At 65.5% G+C, this 15611-nt stretch carries 17 protein-coding genes; 5 read left to right on the forward strand and 12 right to left on the reverse strand.

Annotation, left to right across the window (positions count from 1 at the left end):
* Window positions 1-245: 245 nt before the first annotated feature.
* On the forward strand, window positions 246-1469 hold the full coding sequence (locus tag ACFVJ3_RS35760; protein ID WP_378456563.1) for an MmgE/PrpD family protein: 1224 nt from the start codon (window positions 246-248) through the stop codon (window positions 1467-1469).
* Window positions 1470-1485: 16 nt separating this feature from the next.
* Here the strand turns inward: ACFVJ3_RS35760 and ACFVJ3_RS35765 are convergent, their stop codons facing one another.
* The 4 genes from ACFVJ3_RS35765 to ACFVJ3_RS35780 form a co-directional block, all read right to left on the reverse strand.
* Complete coding sequence (locus tag ACFVJ3_RS35765; protein ID WP_378456564.1) at window positions 1486-2124, reverse strand: HD domain-containing protein; 639 nt, start codon at window positions 2122-2124, stop codon at window positions 1486-1488.
* A 132-nt stretch (window positions 2125-2256) separates the two neighbouring features.
* On the reverse strand, window positions 2257-3216 hold the full coding sequence (locus tag ACFVJ3_RS35770) for a GlxA family transcriptional regulator (protein ID WP_378456565.1): 960 nt from the start codon (window positions 3214-3216) through the stop codon (window positions 2257-2259).
* 235 nt (window positions 3217-3451) lie between these two features.
* Window positions 3452-3973 carry a helicase associated domain-containing protein gene (locus tag ACFVJ3_RS35775; RefSeq protein ID WP_378456566.1) on the reverse strand — a complete coding sequence of 174 codons (522 nt, stop codon included), beginning with the start codon at window positions 3971-3973 and terminating at the stop codon, window positions 3452-3454.
* Window positions 3974-4125: 152 nt separating this feature from the next.
* Window positions 4126-4572, reverse strand: coding sequence for a hypothetical protein (locus ACFVJ3_RS35780; RefSeq protein ID WP_378456567.1), 447 nt, complete (start codon window positions 4570-4572; stop codon window positions 4126-4128).
* 330 nt (window positions 4573-4902) lie between these two features.
* Here ACFVJ3_RS35780 and ACFVJ3_RS35785 point away from each other — a divergent pair, with 330 nt between their 5' ends.
* The gene (locus ACFVJ3_RS35785) at window positions 4903-5106 is read left to right on the forward strand and encodes a hypothetical protein (RefSeq protein ID WP_378456568.1); all 204 of its coding nucleotides are present in this window, start codon (window positions 4903-4905) and stop codon (window positions 5104-5106) included.
* A 151-nt stretch (window positions 5107-5257) separates the two neighbouring features.
* Here ACFVJ3_RS35785 and ACFVJ3_RS35790 read toward each other — a convergent pair whose 3' ends face one another.
* From ACFVJ3_RS35790 to ACFVJ3_RS35805, 4 genes are all read right to left on the reverse strand, one after another.
* Window positions 5258-5890 (reverse strand): VOC family protein, encoded by a 633-nt coding sequence (locus ACFVJ3_RS35790; RefSeq protein ID WP_378456569.1) that lies wholly within the window; start codon window positions 5888-5890, stop codon window positions 5258-5260.
* A gap of 74 nt (window positions 5891-5964) precedes the next feature.
* On the reverse strand, window positions 5965-6723 hold the full coding sequence (locus tag ACFVJ3_RS35795; RefSeq protein ID WP_378456570.1) for an SDR family NAD(P)-dependent oxidoreductase: 759 nt from the start codon (window positions 6721-6723) through the stop codon (window positions 5965-5967).
* A 334-nt stretch (window positions 6724-7057) separates the two neighbouring features.
* Window positions 7058-7711 carry a DUF305 domain-containing protein gene (locus tag ACFVJ3_RS35800; RefSeq protein ID WP_378456571.1) on the reverse strand — a complete coding sequence of 218 codons (654 nt, stop codon included), beginning with the start codon at window positions 7709-7711 and terminating at the stop codon, window positions 7058-7060.
* Window positions 7701-9275, reverse strand: a complete 1575-nt coding sequence (locus ACFVJ3_RS35805; RefSeq protein WP_378456572.1) for an LVIVD repeat-containing protein — start codon at window positions 9273-9275, stop codon at window positions 7701-7703. The genes ACFVJ3_RS35800 and ACFVJ3_RS35805 overlap by 11 nt, the downstream gene beginning before the upstream one ends.
* A 156-nt stretch (window positions 9276-9431) precedes the next feature.
* On the opposite strand from ACFVJ3_RS35805, the gene ACFVJ3_RS35810 reads away from it, so the two are divergent.
* A complete protein-coding gene (locus tag ACFVJ3_RS35810; RefSeq protein ID WP_378456573.1) occupies window positions 9432-10346 on the forward strand; it encodes an exodeoxyribonuclease III in 915 nt (304 codons plus the stop codon).
* 34 nt (window positions 10347-10380) lie between these two features.
* Here ACFVJ3_RS35810 and ACFVJ3_RS35815 read toward each other — a convergent pair whose 3' ends face one another.
* The gene (locus ACFVJ3_RS35815) at window positions 10381-10698 is read right to left on the reverse strand and encodes a hypothetical protein (protein WP_378456574.1); all 318 of its coding nucleotides are present in this window, start codon (window positions 10696-10698) and stop codon (window positions 10381-10383) included.
* A gap of 64 nt (window positions 10699-10762) precedes the next feature.
* Window positions 10763-11677 (reverse strand): hypothetical protein, encoded by a 915-nt coding sequence (locus tag ACFVJ3_RS35820; RefSeq protein ID WP_378456575.1) that lies wholly within the window; start codon window positions 11675-11677, stop codon window positions 10763-10765.
* A 244-nt stretch (window positions 11678-11921) separates the two neighbouring features.
* Between ACFVJ3_RS35820 and ACFVJ3_RS35825 the strand changes: the two genes are divergently transcribed.
* Window positions 11922-13112: a hypothetical protein gene (locus ACFVJ3_RS35825; RefSeq protein WP_378456576.1), complete on the forward strand. Its 1191-nt coding sequence runs from the start codon at window positions 11922-11924 to the stop codon at window positions 13110-13112.
* Window positions 13113-13193: 81 nt separating this feature from the next.
* Window positions 13194-14471 carry a sensor histidine kinase gene (locus ACFVJ3_RS35830; RefSeq protein ID WP_378456577.1) on the forward strand — a complete coding sequence of 426 codons (1278 nt, stop codon included), beginning with the start codon at window positions 13194-13196 and terminating at the stop codon, window positions 14469-14471.
* Between the two features lie 34 nt (window positions 14472-14505).
* Here ACFVJ3_RS35830 and ACFVJ3_RS35835 read toward each other — a convergent pair whose 3' ends face one another.
* Window positions 14506-14718, reverse strand: coding sequence for a molybdopterin-binding protein (locus ACFVJ3_RS35835; protein WP_005246663.1), 213 nt, complete (start codon window positions 14716-14718; stop codon window positions 14506-14508).
* Window positions 14719-14798: 80 nt separating this feature from the next.
* Window positions 14799-15281 (reverse strand): hypothetical protein, encoded by a 483-nt coding sequence (locus tag ACFVJ3_RS35840; protein WP_378456578.1) that lies wholly within the window; start codon window positions 15279-15281, stop codon window positions 14799-14801.
* Between the last annotated feature and the right edge of the window lie 330 nt (window positions 15282-15611).

Raw genomic sequence — 15611 nt, forward strand, 5'->3', positions numbered from 1 at the left:
AAAGTGAGTATCGTGCTTCGGGTCACACTCTGTCAAGGGCGGCTCATCGGGTTCATTCACGGGTGAAGTGTGCTGACCTACAGACCAAGTAGGTCAGGTAGGCCAGAGGGAGGTAGCGAACGTGCACGCGACTTACCGGTGAACTCGGGAGCAGCTTCTTGAGTGCTGTGCCGTTCAACGGTATGGTGTGCCATGTATTGCTAGCTGGGCGCAACGGGCGCACTGTGGGGAAAAGGGAGCGGGCTATGACGATTGCGCCGCACGAATCAACCGATGTCAGCGCGCACGATCTCGCAAGGTGGGCCACCGGAATCGACCCCGAGGCCGCGGATCTCGATCTCGCTCGACGCGCTCTGGTCGATACCGTTGCAGTGACCCTCGCTGCACTGGATGATCCGGTAGCTGCGTGGACGGATGGTCTGCCGGCCGCGCTGCGTTGGGCAGCGGTCGGGCACGTGCTCGATTTCGACGATCTGCACATACCGTCCACGACGCACATCAGTGTGGTGTGCGTTCCTGCCACGTTGGCAGCGGGCGGCGGTGCGCGGGAGTACCTGGCGGCGGCGGGTGTGATGGCGCGTCTGGGTACCGCGCTCGGTTGGAACCACTACACGCAGGGATGGCACACTACCGCGACGGTCGGTGCCATCTCGGCTGCTGTTGCCGCGGGGCTGTCGCTCGGGCTCGATTCTGACGGTATCGCTACTGCGATGGCGCACGCTGTGCCCGGTGCAGGTGGTGTCCGCCAAGCCTTCGGCACCGCAGGCAAGTCGATGCAGGTCGGATTCGCTGCCCAGGCTGGTGTGCGTGCTGCCAGACTCGCCGCAGCCGGCGCGACTGCCGACCCCCGTGCCGTCGGTGAATGGTTCCGGCTCGTCGGAGGGCGGAGATCCCCGCAGGTTGAAGGTCCCATCATTCCGGATGGTCTCGGGCTGAAGCTTCACCCGTGTTGCTACGCTCTCCAGCGTCCTATCGCGGCGATCCGGTCGCTTGGTGCGTTATCGATCGACGACATCGCCCGTATAAGGCTGCACACGCCGCACAGCGCGCTTTTGCCGTTGATCCACGACGATCCGAGTTCGGGTCTGGAAGGCAAGTTCTCGCTGAACTACGGCATAGCGGCAGCCCTGCTGGACGGGTTTCCCGACATCGGGAGCTTCACCGACGCTGCTGTGCAGCGGCCGGAAGTTCGGAGCATTCTCGACAGCGTCAGTGTGGTTGCCGAGCCCGTGGGCGACGGGGTGCTCGATGGAGACTGCACGGTAGTTGTCGAACTCCGTGACGGATCACATCTCGAGGCCGTGGTCGAACTGCCTCTGGGGCATCCGAGCCGACCTGCGTCCGATGTAGATTTCGACGCCAAAGTTCGAGGGTGTGTCGGTGACGAACGCGCAGCCGAGATAGTGAACCTGGACTGGATTTCGGCAGCGGCGTTGTTGCAACGTCATCTGCCGGGCGGTGTCAACTGAAGAATCGGGACGGAAATCACTCGGACCAAGCGGAATTCACGATCACATCGACGAAGTCACCCCGGACGAAGCCGGGTACGAAGTGTGCCAGCACATCGGCCTTCACGTTGCCGAACGTGGTGTCCGGTCGGTCTTCGAGTCCGTTCGTGAAGGCGGCGAGGATCTCGTTCTTGAAGTTCGGCCGCGGGTGGGAGGCGACGACGGCGCCACGTTCCTCGTCGGTGATCGTGTCGTAGCCGATACCGAGTACGTCGAGTTCGACGCCCCGGGTAACCAGCGCGATCTCCGGTGCCATGTGCAACGGTATCTCGGGGGTGGTGTGGAGTGCGATGCTCGTCCACACCGTCTGTGCCTCGTCTTCGCCGATTCCGTGGGACCGGAGGAAGTTGCGGGCCTCGTCGGCGCCGTCGATCTCGAATCGCTGATCCGTGCGGCGGTATTTCGTCGTGAGGCCGAGGTCGTGGAACATCGCCCCGACGTACAGCAGTTCGGGATCGAACGTGAGCTTCTGGTGACGGGCTCGGAGGGAACCGAACAGGAACACGCGGCGGGAGTGGTGGTAGATCAACGGGTTCGCAGCCTCCCGTACCAGTTCGGTTGCTTCGGTGACGAGGGCGGTGTCGGGAATGTCGATGCCTGCGACGGTGTCGGTCATGCGGGGCTCGCTTCCGGAGTAGTGGTCCGCGGGGTACGGCTGCTCTACTTCACAGTGACATCTTCAACCGCGGCGGAAACCGGCATTCCGGCCCACTTCCGCACAGATCGGGACATGTCCTGTCGGCTGCTCTCAGCGCTGGGTGGAGTGGAATCGCTGCCGATACGCCCGGGGCGACACCCCGAGATGGTGGATGAAACTGCGTCGTAAGGTCTCCGAGCTGCCGAACCCGCTATGCTCCGCGGCTGACGTCACGGTGTGTCCTGCATCGAGCATGGCTTTCGCGGTTTCGAATCGGATCAGCTCCACGTACTTGGCCGGGGTGGTGCCGAGCTCGTCCTGGAACAGCCTGGACAGATGCCGGGGACTGACGTTGGCGCGTGCGGCGAGCCGGGTGATGGAGTGGTCGCCTGCGGGGTCGGCGGCCACGGCATCGACCACCTCGCGGAGTTGTCCGGTGCGTGGCCGCGGCCCGCGCATGCTGGGGGAGAACTGGGACTGACCGCCCGGTCGCTGCAGGAATACCACGAGCGACTGGGCCACCGCTCGCGCCAGTTCGGCGCCGTGATCGCGTTCGACGAGAGCCAGGGCCAAGTCGATGCCGGCGGTGACACCCGCCGAGGAGTAGATGGTGCCGTCCTCGACGAAGATCGCGTCGGGTTCCACGGCGATCCGGGGATATCCGCGCGCAAGGGTATCGGCGTGTTGCCAGTGGGTGGTCGCGCGCCGGCCGTCGAGGAGCCCGGCCGCCGCCAGGATGAACGCGCCGGTGCAGATCGAGGCCATCCGGTCGGCGTTGCCGGCCAGCACAGTGGCCGCGTCGGCGAGTTCCGGGCTCACCGGCGTGGACGGAAAAATGTCGCCGCCCATCACCAGTGCGGTTGACAGGCGGCCCGTTTCCACGGCATCGACATCGACGGGAATCCGCATCCCGGTGGACGCGGTCACGTCGACCGCCCCGACCGAGCACAGCACCAACTCGTACGTGGCGCCGAGCCGATTGGCCTCCGTGAAGACCTCGGATGGACCGGCGACGTCGAGCATCTTGACGCCGTCGAACACGAGCACGCCGACACGGTGGGGCACATCCATGAGCGCATCCTCCTCGCATCACGTTTCAATGGCCTGCAGGCTCGACCCACGACCGGCATACCGGAGTTTGCTCGACAGCACCGGCCGAGGTGTTCGCGGTCCTGAGGGCCAACCTGACGGATCCCGAGACTCTCGACCTGGTCTGTCCGCCAGGCGTGCCGACGGCTGATCGTCGCGCGGCCGCAAGCTACCGAATGTTACCTGTGATGCTTGAATATCTGTGCAGCAACACTATTCAGCCTGCGGGCATTCTGCGTTGTGTCACCTGTCCGACGAGCTGTGCCGCTGTTCGGGGTCCCCGCGGTCGTGGACCGGGGGAGACCCCGAGGACGGCGAGTGTGCGACGTTCTTTGTCCGGCAAGGCGTCGGCCCTCCATTTCTTCACCGCCCGGTAGAGCCACTGGCCCAGTTGTTCACCGTCAGCGGTGACATAGTTCGCGGGAACGAGTGCGTTGCCGTGCTCTTCGCGGTAGGCGGCGATGGCGGTAAGCATCCGTCGTCGCTTGGGGTCGGCACGTGACACGGCCGGAAGTGGGACGTCGTCATCGCTCCACAGAAATCCGATCGCGTCGAGTTGCTCGATGCGCTCGGGCGGCAGTGTGCCGAGCATACGAGCAATCCGCTGGCGGTCCTGCCAACGTCCCAGTCGGAAACCGCATTCTGTGACGAAGTCGGCCGGGACCGGAGTTCGGGGGTGTTGGTGCTGAAAGGCGCGGTAGAGCTGCAGGGCTGAGGCTGCGGGCCTGTTATCTCGCATCGAGATCGCATCCTTGTGAAAGCTGTCTAACGTTATCCGGATAGTCATCACTTCAAGTATGTCAACGAGTTTGACGATCTGTCACGAAAGTCGGCTCGTGTCGCCCCGGGAAATGCATTCTCTGTAGGGGCGACGAGTGCCCTGATGTGGCGCTATCCGTCAATGTCGACGGCGATTCTCGTCGGTTCTGTGAGAGTCGTGACCTGGAAGTGCGGGTAGTCGGTACGGACGCCGACGAGCGATTGGGTGCCTCTCTCGTAGTTCGGTGTGAGGTGTACCTCGACGACGCTGTGCGCCGCGGGGTCCGACAACGGATTCGGTCCGTTGTACGCGGCGATCCCGCTCTCGATCGAAGAGCCCGTGTCGAAGAAGTAGATCTGCAGGATCGATCGACCGTTGATCCGTGTCGCGGTCTCCTTGCCGCGTTGCGTTGCCTCGGCGACGTATTCGGCGCGCCAGCGAGGTGCGTAAGTGCCGCCGAAGTCGTAGACGATGCGATCGAATCCGTCGTGCCGCTCGATGTGCATGCCACTGGCCGTAACTCCGGGGACGGGTGGAATCACCAGCGCCGTGGGCGGGAAGAGTGGGATGTCGGTCATCGTCGGGCCCGGTGTTGTCGGTGTTGTCGGTGTGGGAGGGCCGGGGATACCGGGACCGGCGTTCGGGTCCGTCGGTGGGGGAGGATCCGGTGGTTGGGGCGGGGCACCTCCGCCCGACTGTGGGGCGGGGACCTTGCTCCACGGGATCGTCGTTCCTTCGACGGATCCCGCTTGTTCGCTGGTCGACTGGCAGCCCGCTGCCAGAACGACGCATGTCATCATTGCCATGAACGGGATCAGCGTGCGGGTTTCGCCCCTCATGGTCTGGGTATCGCTCTGCGTCGACGAGATGTGACTCGCTCGCGAAGCGACCCGCGAGTATCGGACTCGGTGACGGAGGCGGTAGCGGATATGGGAGGCCTCCGGCGTGTCGATCACCCCAACGATCTCCAACTCGACGCGCGAGGGCAATACCTCGCACGCTCGACGACCACTGCCGAACAGCACCGGGATCTGATGGATCTGCAACTCGTCGAGCACACCGGCCTCAGCGCCCGTCGCGCCACCGACGAAATTCTCTCCGAGCCGTCCTGATCTCCTGCAGACCCCCGGCGCGCATGTTCTCGACAGTACTGTGCAGCAACGAAGTTCGTGGAAGTCGTGTTCGGATGGCCCGATCCGCTCAGGCGTCTTCGGGATTGCTGCCTCGCGGGAAAATGGCCGATGGCGGTGGCCTCGCAACTCCTCAGGTGGGCGGCTCCGCCCCGGACTGTTCGGCGGCCATGTACTCGGCATACCAGTCGGGCCAGTTCGGGTCTTCTTCGCCGGTTCGCTCTTCATGCCGGCCGTGGGCAGTCGCCGCGCGCCGGAGCGCGGTCGCGAGGTCGCGTGCAGAGCCGAACGAGGTGACGGCGGTGTCGATGCGCCCGGGAAGCCGGGTCGTGACCTCTTGCAGCACCCAGGCGTTGCCGTCGGGGTCGCTGAACGACGCCAGCGAGAAGTAGCTGCGACGGTCCGGGTCCAGCCCGTCGCCCGGGCCGTCCGTGCCGAGGTGGAACAGGGTCACCTCGATGCCGGCGGCGACCAGCTGGTCACGGGCAGCCTCGATGTCGGAGACAATGAGGTATCCCTTGGCGGAACCGGGCGCGGCCGTGGTGAGGTCGGCGCCGAAGTGGATCGAGGCGTCGGCGCCGGGCGGGGTGAACTGGACGACGCCGGAGCCAGGCGGTGTGACGTCTTGTCTCCAACCGAGCCTGGTGTAGAACTCGGTGGCGCGGTCGACATCCGTGACGGGGATGACGACGACCTCCAGCTTCATGTCGACTGGCGTGACATGCGTGTTGGTCGCTTCGTTGGTGTGAACTTCGTTCGTGCTCATGGGTGCCTCTCTGGTTGTTGTGGGGATTGATCGGGGTGGGTCTTTCGAGCCACCCACGTTTCGCCGTGTGGTCATCAGGAGACGAACTGCTGGCCACCGTCGATGTCGTATGTTGCGCCAGTGAGCGCGGTGTTGCTCATGATGTGGACGGCTAGTGCGGCGACGTCGGCGGGGCCGACGACCCGGCCGATCGGAAGCGTTGTTCTCAACTCGTTCCGGCGCTCTTCCAGTCGATCGCCGAGCAGCGACGCCGACAGCGGGGTGTCGACGAAGCCGGCGGCGATGAGGTTGACGCGAACCGGCGCGAGCTCGAGCGCGAGGGCCGCCGTGAACGGGGGCAGTGCGGCGGTGGCGGCGGAGGCGATCCCCAGTCCGTGACCGATGCGCCGGCCGCCGGTTCCGCCCATGAGCAGCAGCGTGCCCCCGGGCCTCATCTTGCTCGCCGCGTTGCGCGCGACCTCGAGCCCCAGCACCACGTGACCGCTGAGCTGTTCGCGCACCTCGTCGGAGTCCATGTCGAGCAGGGGCGCGTAGCGCGGGCCCCCGGCCGTGACCAACACATGGTCGATCGGGGTCGGCAGCTCCTGGAAGAACCTCGCCAAGGAGGCCGTGTCGTTGGCGTCGAAGGCCGCGGTGTGTTGTGTGCCGACTTCTGCCGCTGCTTGCTCGAGCCGGTCCGGGTTGCGGCCGGTGAGGACGACATCGGCGCCCTCGGCCCGGGCTCGGCGAGCTGTTTCCAACCCGATGCCTGCGCTGCCGCCGATCACGACGACGGTTTGCCCGGCCAGTTCCGGTTCGCGCTGGATGGAGACTGGGGTGGTTTCGCTGGTCATAATTTCTCCGATCGGTAGCGTCGGCTGCCGATTGGCGGGATGCCTGCGAGCAGAGCTCTCACACTGTCCTCCTCGGACCTGCCGCAGCCGTCGGCAGGACAAATCGCGACCCCGGAGGACGCCGTCGCGGGTTGCACCGTTTCAGTCCCGGCACCGGCGCGACATGCAGTCGCCGGTCGGCGTCCGCCTACGGAAATGCTTCTACAGTCGTTGCGGCCGGGCAAGGGTGGACGCAGCACCGGATCAGTGCGGGCACCTGCGCTTGTCGCAGTCAACAAGCGCTGCTCTCGCGGACGACTTCGTCAGGCAGGCTGTCGCCAAGTCGCGGGTCGCCTCAAGGGTGGGGAAGCGGTCTCGCGTTTCGGGTGTCGAGTATGGCAGTCATTACAGAGATTTCATTGCTCTGGTCACGGATCATCCCGCGTGCGATGCGGCGGATCGGTTCGGATGCAACAGCGTGGGTGGCTGCCTCGGCCATGTCGACGCCTCCTTGGTGGTGCCGAATCATGAGCTGCAGAAACAGTGTCTCGGAATCTGCTCCGCGCAGGCTGGCGAGCCGGGTGATCTCGCTGGTACTCGCTGCACCCGGCATGGGCGCGCCGCCCTCGTCACTCATGGCGTGATCCGATCCGTGCATCCACTGCATCGGATGGGGCGTGGTGAACGGTTCGTCGAAGAGGTTGAGCCAGCCGCGCATCGTCGCGATCTCGGAAGTCTGTGTGACAACGATCTGGTCGGCGATGACCCGGATCTGCGGATCGACGTCCCGCGGCAGCGTCTGGGCGATCAGCACGGCCTGCTCGTGGTGCACCGACATGTCCTGTGCGAAACCGATGTCCGCTGATGATAATTGCACCCCGCCGGGGTTCGTGTCGCGCTCCGATTGCAACCACATTCCGGCGGCGACCCCGGCGACACCGAGCAAGACTGTGCACAGCAGTAGGACGAGGGGACGGCGGAACTGCGAAGGCGTGGTGTCACTGCCCATAGGTAGAAGCCTGATTCGCCGGTGGTTGATAGACGGTGTCGTCCAGCTGCAAGGCCACGAAGCCGTTGTCGCTGCACGAGGTCCAGATCTGGTTCTCGTGGAACTCCGGTGGCGAGAAGCACCAGTCTGCGGACAGGTCGCCGAACGCCACCATTCCGGCGCGCGGGCCGAATGCGACCCGCGGATCCGTCTTGCCCTCGAAGACGGCGCGGGCGAGCGGAACGAAATCGAAGAGTGACACACCGATCAGCGAGGACAGTGCGTGTGGTGAGTTGGTGAGCTGAACGTTCTTGCCGGTCTGTGCCGGCGGGTTGTAGTAGGCGATCTCACCGATGCGACTCAGATCGCGGATATCGAACACGCGGATCCCGGATGATTCCCAGGAGCACGCGAGCGCGGTCGGGTCGGCTGGACGGTCGACCACGCAATAGTGCGGATCGTAGGAGAACACGGAGCCGCCTTGCGACGACCGAAGGTTCGCGGCGGTATTGGCCGGAAGCTGGATCTCGAGCTTGATCTTCTGCACGATCTCGGCGTGCGCCGGGTCGGCGACATCGAAGACCTTGATTCCACCGCCGCCGGTTTCGTCGACGGTGAAGATGTAGGGCTTGTCCCCATACGTGACCGGGATGCTGTGCTGATTGAAGAAGCCGTCGGTCCACAGGTAGGTGGCGATCTGCGGCACGGTGGGATACGGGTCGCCTCGTTGCACCGAGCTGATGTCGAGGACGGTGATCCCACCGAGATTCGACAGGTACATCCGGTTTCCGTCCGGGGTGATGCCGAACCCGTGCCCGCCGAGTCCGTGTAATCCCTGCCAGATGATCCGCGGCTCGGCAGGGTTCCTGATTTCGATGGCGGTGAGGAATCCCGGTGCGGGGCCGGACACCCAGTAGGTGTTGCCGTCCGGGGAGAAGCCGCCCTCATGGGAGATGAACGGCAGCGGCATCGTGACGTCGGTGCCGGCACCACGGTTGAGCAACCGGGGGTGGGCGCAATCGGAAATGTCGTAGACGGAGAAGTAGCCGGTGCCGGCAGCGATCGGCACCGCCGTGGCCGCGAGCAACTTGCGTGCCTTGTTGACCTTCAGACTTTCCCAGGTTCCGCCCAGCATCGCCGGTTCGTTCAGGGTCGTGGACAACACCGGCTGCGCGGGGTTCGACACGTCGAGCACCTGTACGCCCGGTGTTGTGGGGTTGAGCAGGTTCCCGGGGAAGAACGTGCTGGTGTAGGAGCAGTGGTCGTAGGTCACCGACAGCAGGCCACCACCGCGATCCTGCAAGCCGCCGACCAGCGACATGTTGCATCGATAGCCCTGGGTGCTTCGGCCGTTGTTTCGGTCCTCGGCTGGAACGTCGCCCTGCATGCCCGTTTCCGGCAGCGAACCGGGACCGCAGTTCGCCCGCGGAACGGCCGTCGAACCGACGTCGTCGAAGAAGAACGTCTCGGCTGACGCGATGGCAGGCGCGGGGCTGGTCGCGACCCCGAGGACGACCGATACCGCCAGTGCCGCGGTAGCCACACCTCGCCGGGCATTTCCTGGCCGCGTCCGCGCGATCCGCATCGAGATCTCCCCCCGGCAGTGTGGCCTCAATCACCGGAAGGCTAGCAACGCGTACTCGAGTTCACACACAAATCGGGTAACTCCGCAGAACTGGCAAACGAGCGTGGGAGGTATGGCGAGACACGACGCGTCGGACGGATCCCTACACTGTCACTCGTGCGAATCGCGACCTTCAACGTCAACGGGATCCGCGCGGCGCAGCGGCGCGGATTCGAGGACTGGCTGGGCGACCGCGGCCCCGATGTGGTCGCGCTTCAAGAGGTGCGGGCTCGTGCCGAGGCCATCCCGCACGGGGTGTTCGGCGACTACCACCTCACGTACGACGAGGGTGACGTCGCGGGCCGCAACGGTGTCGCGGTCCTGACCCGGCGCGCACCCGTCGCAGTTCGGACGTGGAGTGGTGCGGCGCTGGTGCGTGCACCGGGTGAAATGCACACCGAGAACGTCGAACTGGATCCGGAGCCGTTGGCTCGGGGTCTGGGAGAGTTCGCGAACCAGGGTCGGTACGTCGAGGTCGACCTCGCCGAGGCGCCGATTACGGTGGCGTCGATGTACCTGCCGAAGGGTGGTCTACCGGCCCACCTCCAGAAGCCCGGGCGGATGCGGGAGGCGCCCGACGGCGGTGCCCGGTACGACCGCAAGATGCGCTTCCTCTCCGCGTTCGCGCGACAGCTGACCCGCTCGCGACGTACGGCACGCGCACGGGGCAGGGAACTTCTGCTGATGGGTGACCTCAATATTGCGCACACCCGTTCCGACGTGAGGAACTGGCGGCGTAGCAATCAGGCCGAGGGATTTCTGCCGGAGGAGCGCGAGTGGTTCGACTCGATCCTGTCGCCGCGCACGCTCGTCGACGTCGTCCGGCGACATCATCCGGGCGTCGACGGTCCGTACTCGTGGTGGTCGTGGCTGGGGCAGTCGTTCGTGAACGACATCGGCTGGCGCATCGACTACCACCTCGCGACGCCGCAACTGGCGCGGGCGGCAGTCGCGGCCGGCACCGATCGGGATCCGGCGGCAGACCGTCGGATGAGCGATCACGCTCCGGTCGTCGTGGACTATGACCTCTGAGCGGTCCCCTCGTGCGGCGTAGACAGCCCGGGACTCAGGTGGTGAGTTTCATGGACAAGAAGGCCAAGGTCGCCCCGAACTCCCGGATCTCGCTGGGCTGGTCCGGCTGACATGCCCATTCGATCAGATCTCGATCGGCCACCAGGTCGGCTGCGCGACGACGGGACTCGTCGGGGTCGGGTGGTGTTGCCCGGAGCGCATCACCCAACCGGCTCAGAGGTTCGACGAGAGGAATGAGCTCGGAGGGAGGGCGGTTCTCGGGCGTGAAAACCCGCTGAGCACTCTTGATCACCGTCATCGCCGCGAGCCACGAACCCTCCCAGGTACCGGCCTGGTCATTCGGTGGTTGCATAGCGCCAGCGTAGACATCGAGCGTCGAGTCTCGCGGGGACTGACCGAAATCGCGGGCAATCGGTCTACGGCTGCGCGACCACGGTGTTCCCGTTGTCGTCGGAGCAGTTGATCGTGTAGCCGATCTCCGCGGATTCCGGGTCTCCCGCGAGGCGGCATTCCCACCCGTCGAAGCTGTACACCGGTTCACTCTTGTCAGGTGCGGCGAAATACTTCGTGAGCATCGCGTGCGCCTCGTCGCAGCGGAGTGTCCCCTTCACGATGACCACGGTCGCAGGCTTACCCGTCTCCGGATAGACAACGGGGCCACACTGATTCGATCCGCGCGCCTGCTGAGGGAGCGGGGCAGCGGTGGGCGCGATCGGCGGTGGGCTCGCGCTGGGGAGGCTCACGGGTACCGGGGTGAACTCGAACTTGTAGCCGCTGGTGGAGATGGTGAACCCCTTGTCCGTTGCATCGTCCCTGCACGAGACTCCGGAGAACTGCACATTGCAACTGAATCCGTCGATCGCCAGCGTGGTGTCGTAGAGGAGGACGTTGGCGTCACCGGGAAAGACAGCCTGGTTCCAGTTCTGGAAGCTCGGCTCCTTCCCCGCCTCGATCGCGATGAGGTTCGCCTCCGCCGTCGGGCCGCCGTCCGACGAGGCGATCTGTGGAGTCCCCGGAACTCCCAACGGCCCCGCTGTGGGATGAGAGGCGCATCCGGCCAGGTTCTTCGCGGGAACGATCGCGCACAGCCATTTCCCTGACGGTGTGACGAAGCCGTAGGCATCGGTTTCCGGGTCGCTGGCGGCGTACTGCTTCGCATCGACACCGTTGACCGGTGCCTCCGCGGCCGGTGCCGCGCTGGAGGCGCTCGGTGCAGGCGATTCGCTGTCACCGCTCGACGATGCGTCCTGGTTGCAGGCCGCAAGAAACAGGGACGACACACCGGCGATCGATGCCAGTGCCACCGCGGACCGAAGTCGAATCCCGGTCATGCACCACACCCCCTTCTCTCCAGTCTGCTGGACCGATCGGATGAGATGTTCCCACGAATACCGGTGTGCCGCGTGGCATCGATCGATCCGCGCCGAACACTGCCGGCGACAGGTGACCGGAGGTGTCGAGAAAGTCCACCCAGGTGTCGCGTTACTCCACCTTGTGGTGATGGTGTCGAATCCGCATTCCCGCGAGGATCGATCTCGTGTTCCTCGAACTGCCCGGACTCGCGGGCGGTACCCGGTGAGCCTTCGCGCGCACAGTGCGACCGCCCTGGTGACCGCCGTACTGGCGGTCGCGGTGACGGCGTCCGTCGACTGGCAGTTGTGCCGGGGCGATTTCAGTCCGACGGAACTGGCGTTGTTCGTGATGGTCGGCGCGGTGTTCGTGGCGGCGGGCCTGGTCGCCAAGTGCCACCGGCCGCAGGACAACCTGGGGTGGCTGCTGGTTGCCGCCGGGCTGCTGTGGCTGGTGAAGGGTTTTCGGCTGTCGACAGTTCCGGCGCTGTTCACGGCCGGCGCGGCGTTGACCAACATGTACATTCCGGTGCTGATCCAACTCGTGTTCAGTTTTCCCTGGGGGCGGTTGCGCCACCGGTGGGAGCGATGGTTCGTCGGCGGAAGTTACGCGTACTACGCGGTCGCCGTCGTGTCCGAGCTTGCGTTCCTCGACACCCACCGCATCAGCCCGGCCCATCCGCCGTCGCTGAACCTGCTCCTGGTGCGTGACGACCCGAGGGTCTTCGCGGCGCTGCAAGTGATGTTCGGTGCAGTCGGGATCGCCCTCGGTGCGGTCCTGATCGGCGTGGTGGTCGCCCGGTGGAGGTCGGGCTCACCGGCCTACCGGGCCGCCGTGGCGCCAGTGTGGATCGCCGCTCTGCTCGGGACCGCCGCTACCGCCTGGACGCCGCTGGTCTCCGTGTGGGTGCACAGCCCGCAGCACGCGTGGACTCTGCTTCTGCGATATCCGTCGACTGCGCTCATCCCGCTTGCGGTGCTGGTCGGGATGTGGCGCTACCGCGTCGCCCGAGCCGCGGTGCGCAACCTGATGATCGAGATCGGCACCGCCCCGCTCGGTGACGGCTTCATCGATGCGCTGCGGGCGGCAATGCGCGACCCGGACTTGACATTGTGGTCGTTCTCCCGCGCCCGCGACGGGTATGTAGACGCTCAGGGACGTCCCCAGGTTCTGCCACCCAGGAACGATCCCCGCGAGGCCACGGCCCTCATCCGCGACGGCGTCCTGGTGGGGGCCTTGGTGTACGACCGGGCGGTCGCCGACCAGCCGAGGCTTCTGGCGGCCGTGCGGGCCGCGACCACCCTGGCGCTGGACAATCAGCGACTGCACGGCGAACTCGAGGCGCAGTTCGCGGAGGTCCGCAGGGCCCGCGAGCAGACCGCCGAGTTCCAGGGGTCGCCCACTCGCCGGTGCTAGAATCTTGGGCATTGTCGCAGGTCCAGCAGTTGATGTCCTCGCATCTTCCTGTCGGAGTCGCCCGGCCGAGGAGGCCGTCCCATGGCTGAGTCATCGGTACTACCCGCGGATCTCGGCGGCAGCCCAGATCTCGAACGCATCATCCTCGAGCACGCCTATCGCGGCGCGTATCTCCAGCTCGCACTTCGTGGTGTTCTGGTGCTCTTCATCGCGTTGACGCTGGCCTTCGTCCCGCCCATGAACGATGCGGGCGTGTGCGTCGCGGTCCTGATCTGCTACGCACTCTGGTCCGGCGGGCTCGCGCTGTGGACCCGGCGAGGCGGTCCGGGGCCGGTGAACGCGATGTGGCTTGCCCTGTTCGTCGACCTCGCGGTCCTCGGTTGCCTCACCCTGTTGACCGGTATTGCGGCCCAACAGAGTTGGACCGCAGACATTCTGAGCAACGGTCTGTTCGTGATCCCGCTACTGGCCTCCACACAGCTGCGCCCGGGTGTCTGTGCGTCCGTGGTCGTGCCTACGGTCTTGGTGTTCCTGGCCGCCAGCTGGGCCACGATGGCTTCGAACGAAGAACCCTGGACCTCCATCCTGCTCAGCACGATGGCCCTCGCCGTCCTCGGTGCGGGCGCCGTCATGCTCAGCCGAATTCAACGGTCCAGGGTGCTGACCATCGGTCACCTGGTCCGCGACCGCACCGCTCTACTCGCGGAATTGATGGGTCTCGAACAACGCGAACGACGTGCGTTGTCCGAGCAGCTCCACGACGGGGCGCTTCAATTCGTCTTGGCCGCGAAGATGGACCTCGACGACCTCACCGGCATTGCCGACCCGGAGGCGGTCGATCGCATCACCCACGCACTCACCGAATCCGCGACCCTGCTCAGGGCGACCGTCTCGGAGCTGCATCCCACTGTGCTCGATCGTGTCGGTCTCGCTCGCGCCCTCGGCGATCTCACCCGCTCTGCCCAGGCGCGTGGCGGTTTCGACGTGGCGCTCCTGACCTCGGAATGGGTCGACGACTTGCGCACATCGGCTGATGACGTGCTGTTCAGCGCGGCACGCGAATTGCTCAGCAACGTGGTCAAACACGCGCAAGCCCGTACCGTCCGGGTCGAGCTGGCGCGGTGGGGTGAGCATGCGGTCCTCGATGTCACCGACGACGGGTGCGGAATCTCCCGTGAGGCGATCGACCGAAGTCTCAGCAGAGGCCACATCGGACTGACATCACACGAACTCCGTGTCGTCGCGGCCGGAGGCAGCTTCTCTGTCCACCCCGGACCTAATTCCGGGACTGTTGCGCACATCGAAATGCCGTTCGAGATCGTGACAGCACCCGATTCCCTCACGACCTCGGCGCACTAGCAGCGCGCGGGTCGCTGAACTGTCGAGGTTCGGGCTACTCGACGCCGAGCATCACCTCGGTGGATTTCACGAGCACCGTCGCAGCCACACCCGCCTTCAGGCCGAGTTCCTCGACTGCCTCCTTCGTGATGGATGCGGTGACGATCTGCTCGCCACCGTCGAGTTTCACTTTCACCGTGGCCATCACACTGCCGAGGGTGACCTCGGTGATCGTTCCGGCGAGCTGGTTCCGGGTGGACAAACGCATCGTGAACCTCCATCTCGGGGCATGTCGTTCCGACGCTAGCCGCAACCACTTCGGAACGGGAGAGGAGTGAACCTTTCGGATCAGTCGGATGTGACAGCGGACGGGCTCGGTTCGAGGAGGGCAGTGACACAGGTCGGGCCGAGACCGATCTCCGGCCACCCCGCCGAGATCATGATGTCGTGCGGGCGCGTACACGTTCCGAGCCAATAGTTCGGCTCCGTGCGGTACCCGGGTACCCCACCCCATTTCAGCGGCGAACCGGATCGCGGCAGGTAAGGGTCGGCTTCACCCGCCACGGAACCCAGCTGCAGCAGCACCGACAGATACGACCACTGGGTATCGGGATCGGTTGGATCGGACAGCGACCGTGTCTCGTGATGTGCACGTTCGGCGGCGCGCCCGGTCGCAGTCAGCGCGAGCCGGACATGGATTCCGGACGAGAAGGCGACGATTCCGAGCAAGTCGAGGGTGATGTGAGTTTTGGACGCGAGGATGGTAGGACCGTGCACTGCGGTCCCACTGGCTGCCGGCGGCGCGAATGCCGGCCAACGCGCTCTGCGCATGCCCACGATCGTGCACCTACATCGAGGCAGAATCAACGTGCCACGCCCGCACCGCCGCGGCGTTCCCGACGCCGCTTATCGTGGAGGAGGTCACAGGCGGGTGTGGGACGGAAAATTCGCAGGGGAGGGAGTATCCATGGAGTCGCTGCCGGATTCGGGGATGTTGCTCGCGGTCCTCGAACACACTCCGGCGTTGGTGTTCGTGTCCGAATTCGTGTCCGGGCGGATCGTGTATTTGACGTCCTCCCGGCCGTGAACGACCGGGATTCCTCTGCGGCGCTGCGCGCCGCTTGGGTGGGTTCCTGTTTCACTGGGGCTCGCTTCCCTCTA

This window comes from Rhodococcus sp. NPDC127593 (assembly GCF_042671975.1).
Taxonomy (GTDB): Bacteria; Actinomycetota; Actinomycetes; order Mycobacteriales; family Mycobacteriaceae; genus Rhodococcus_F.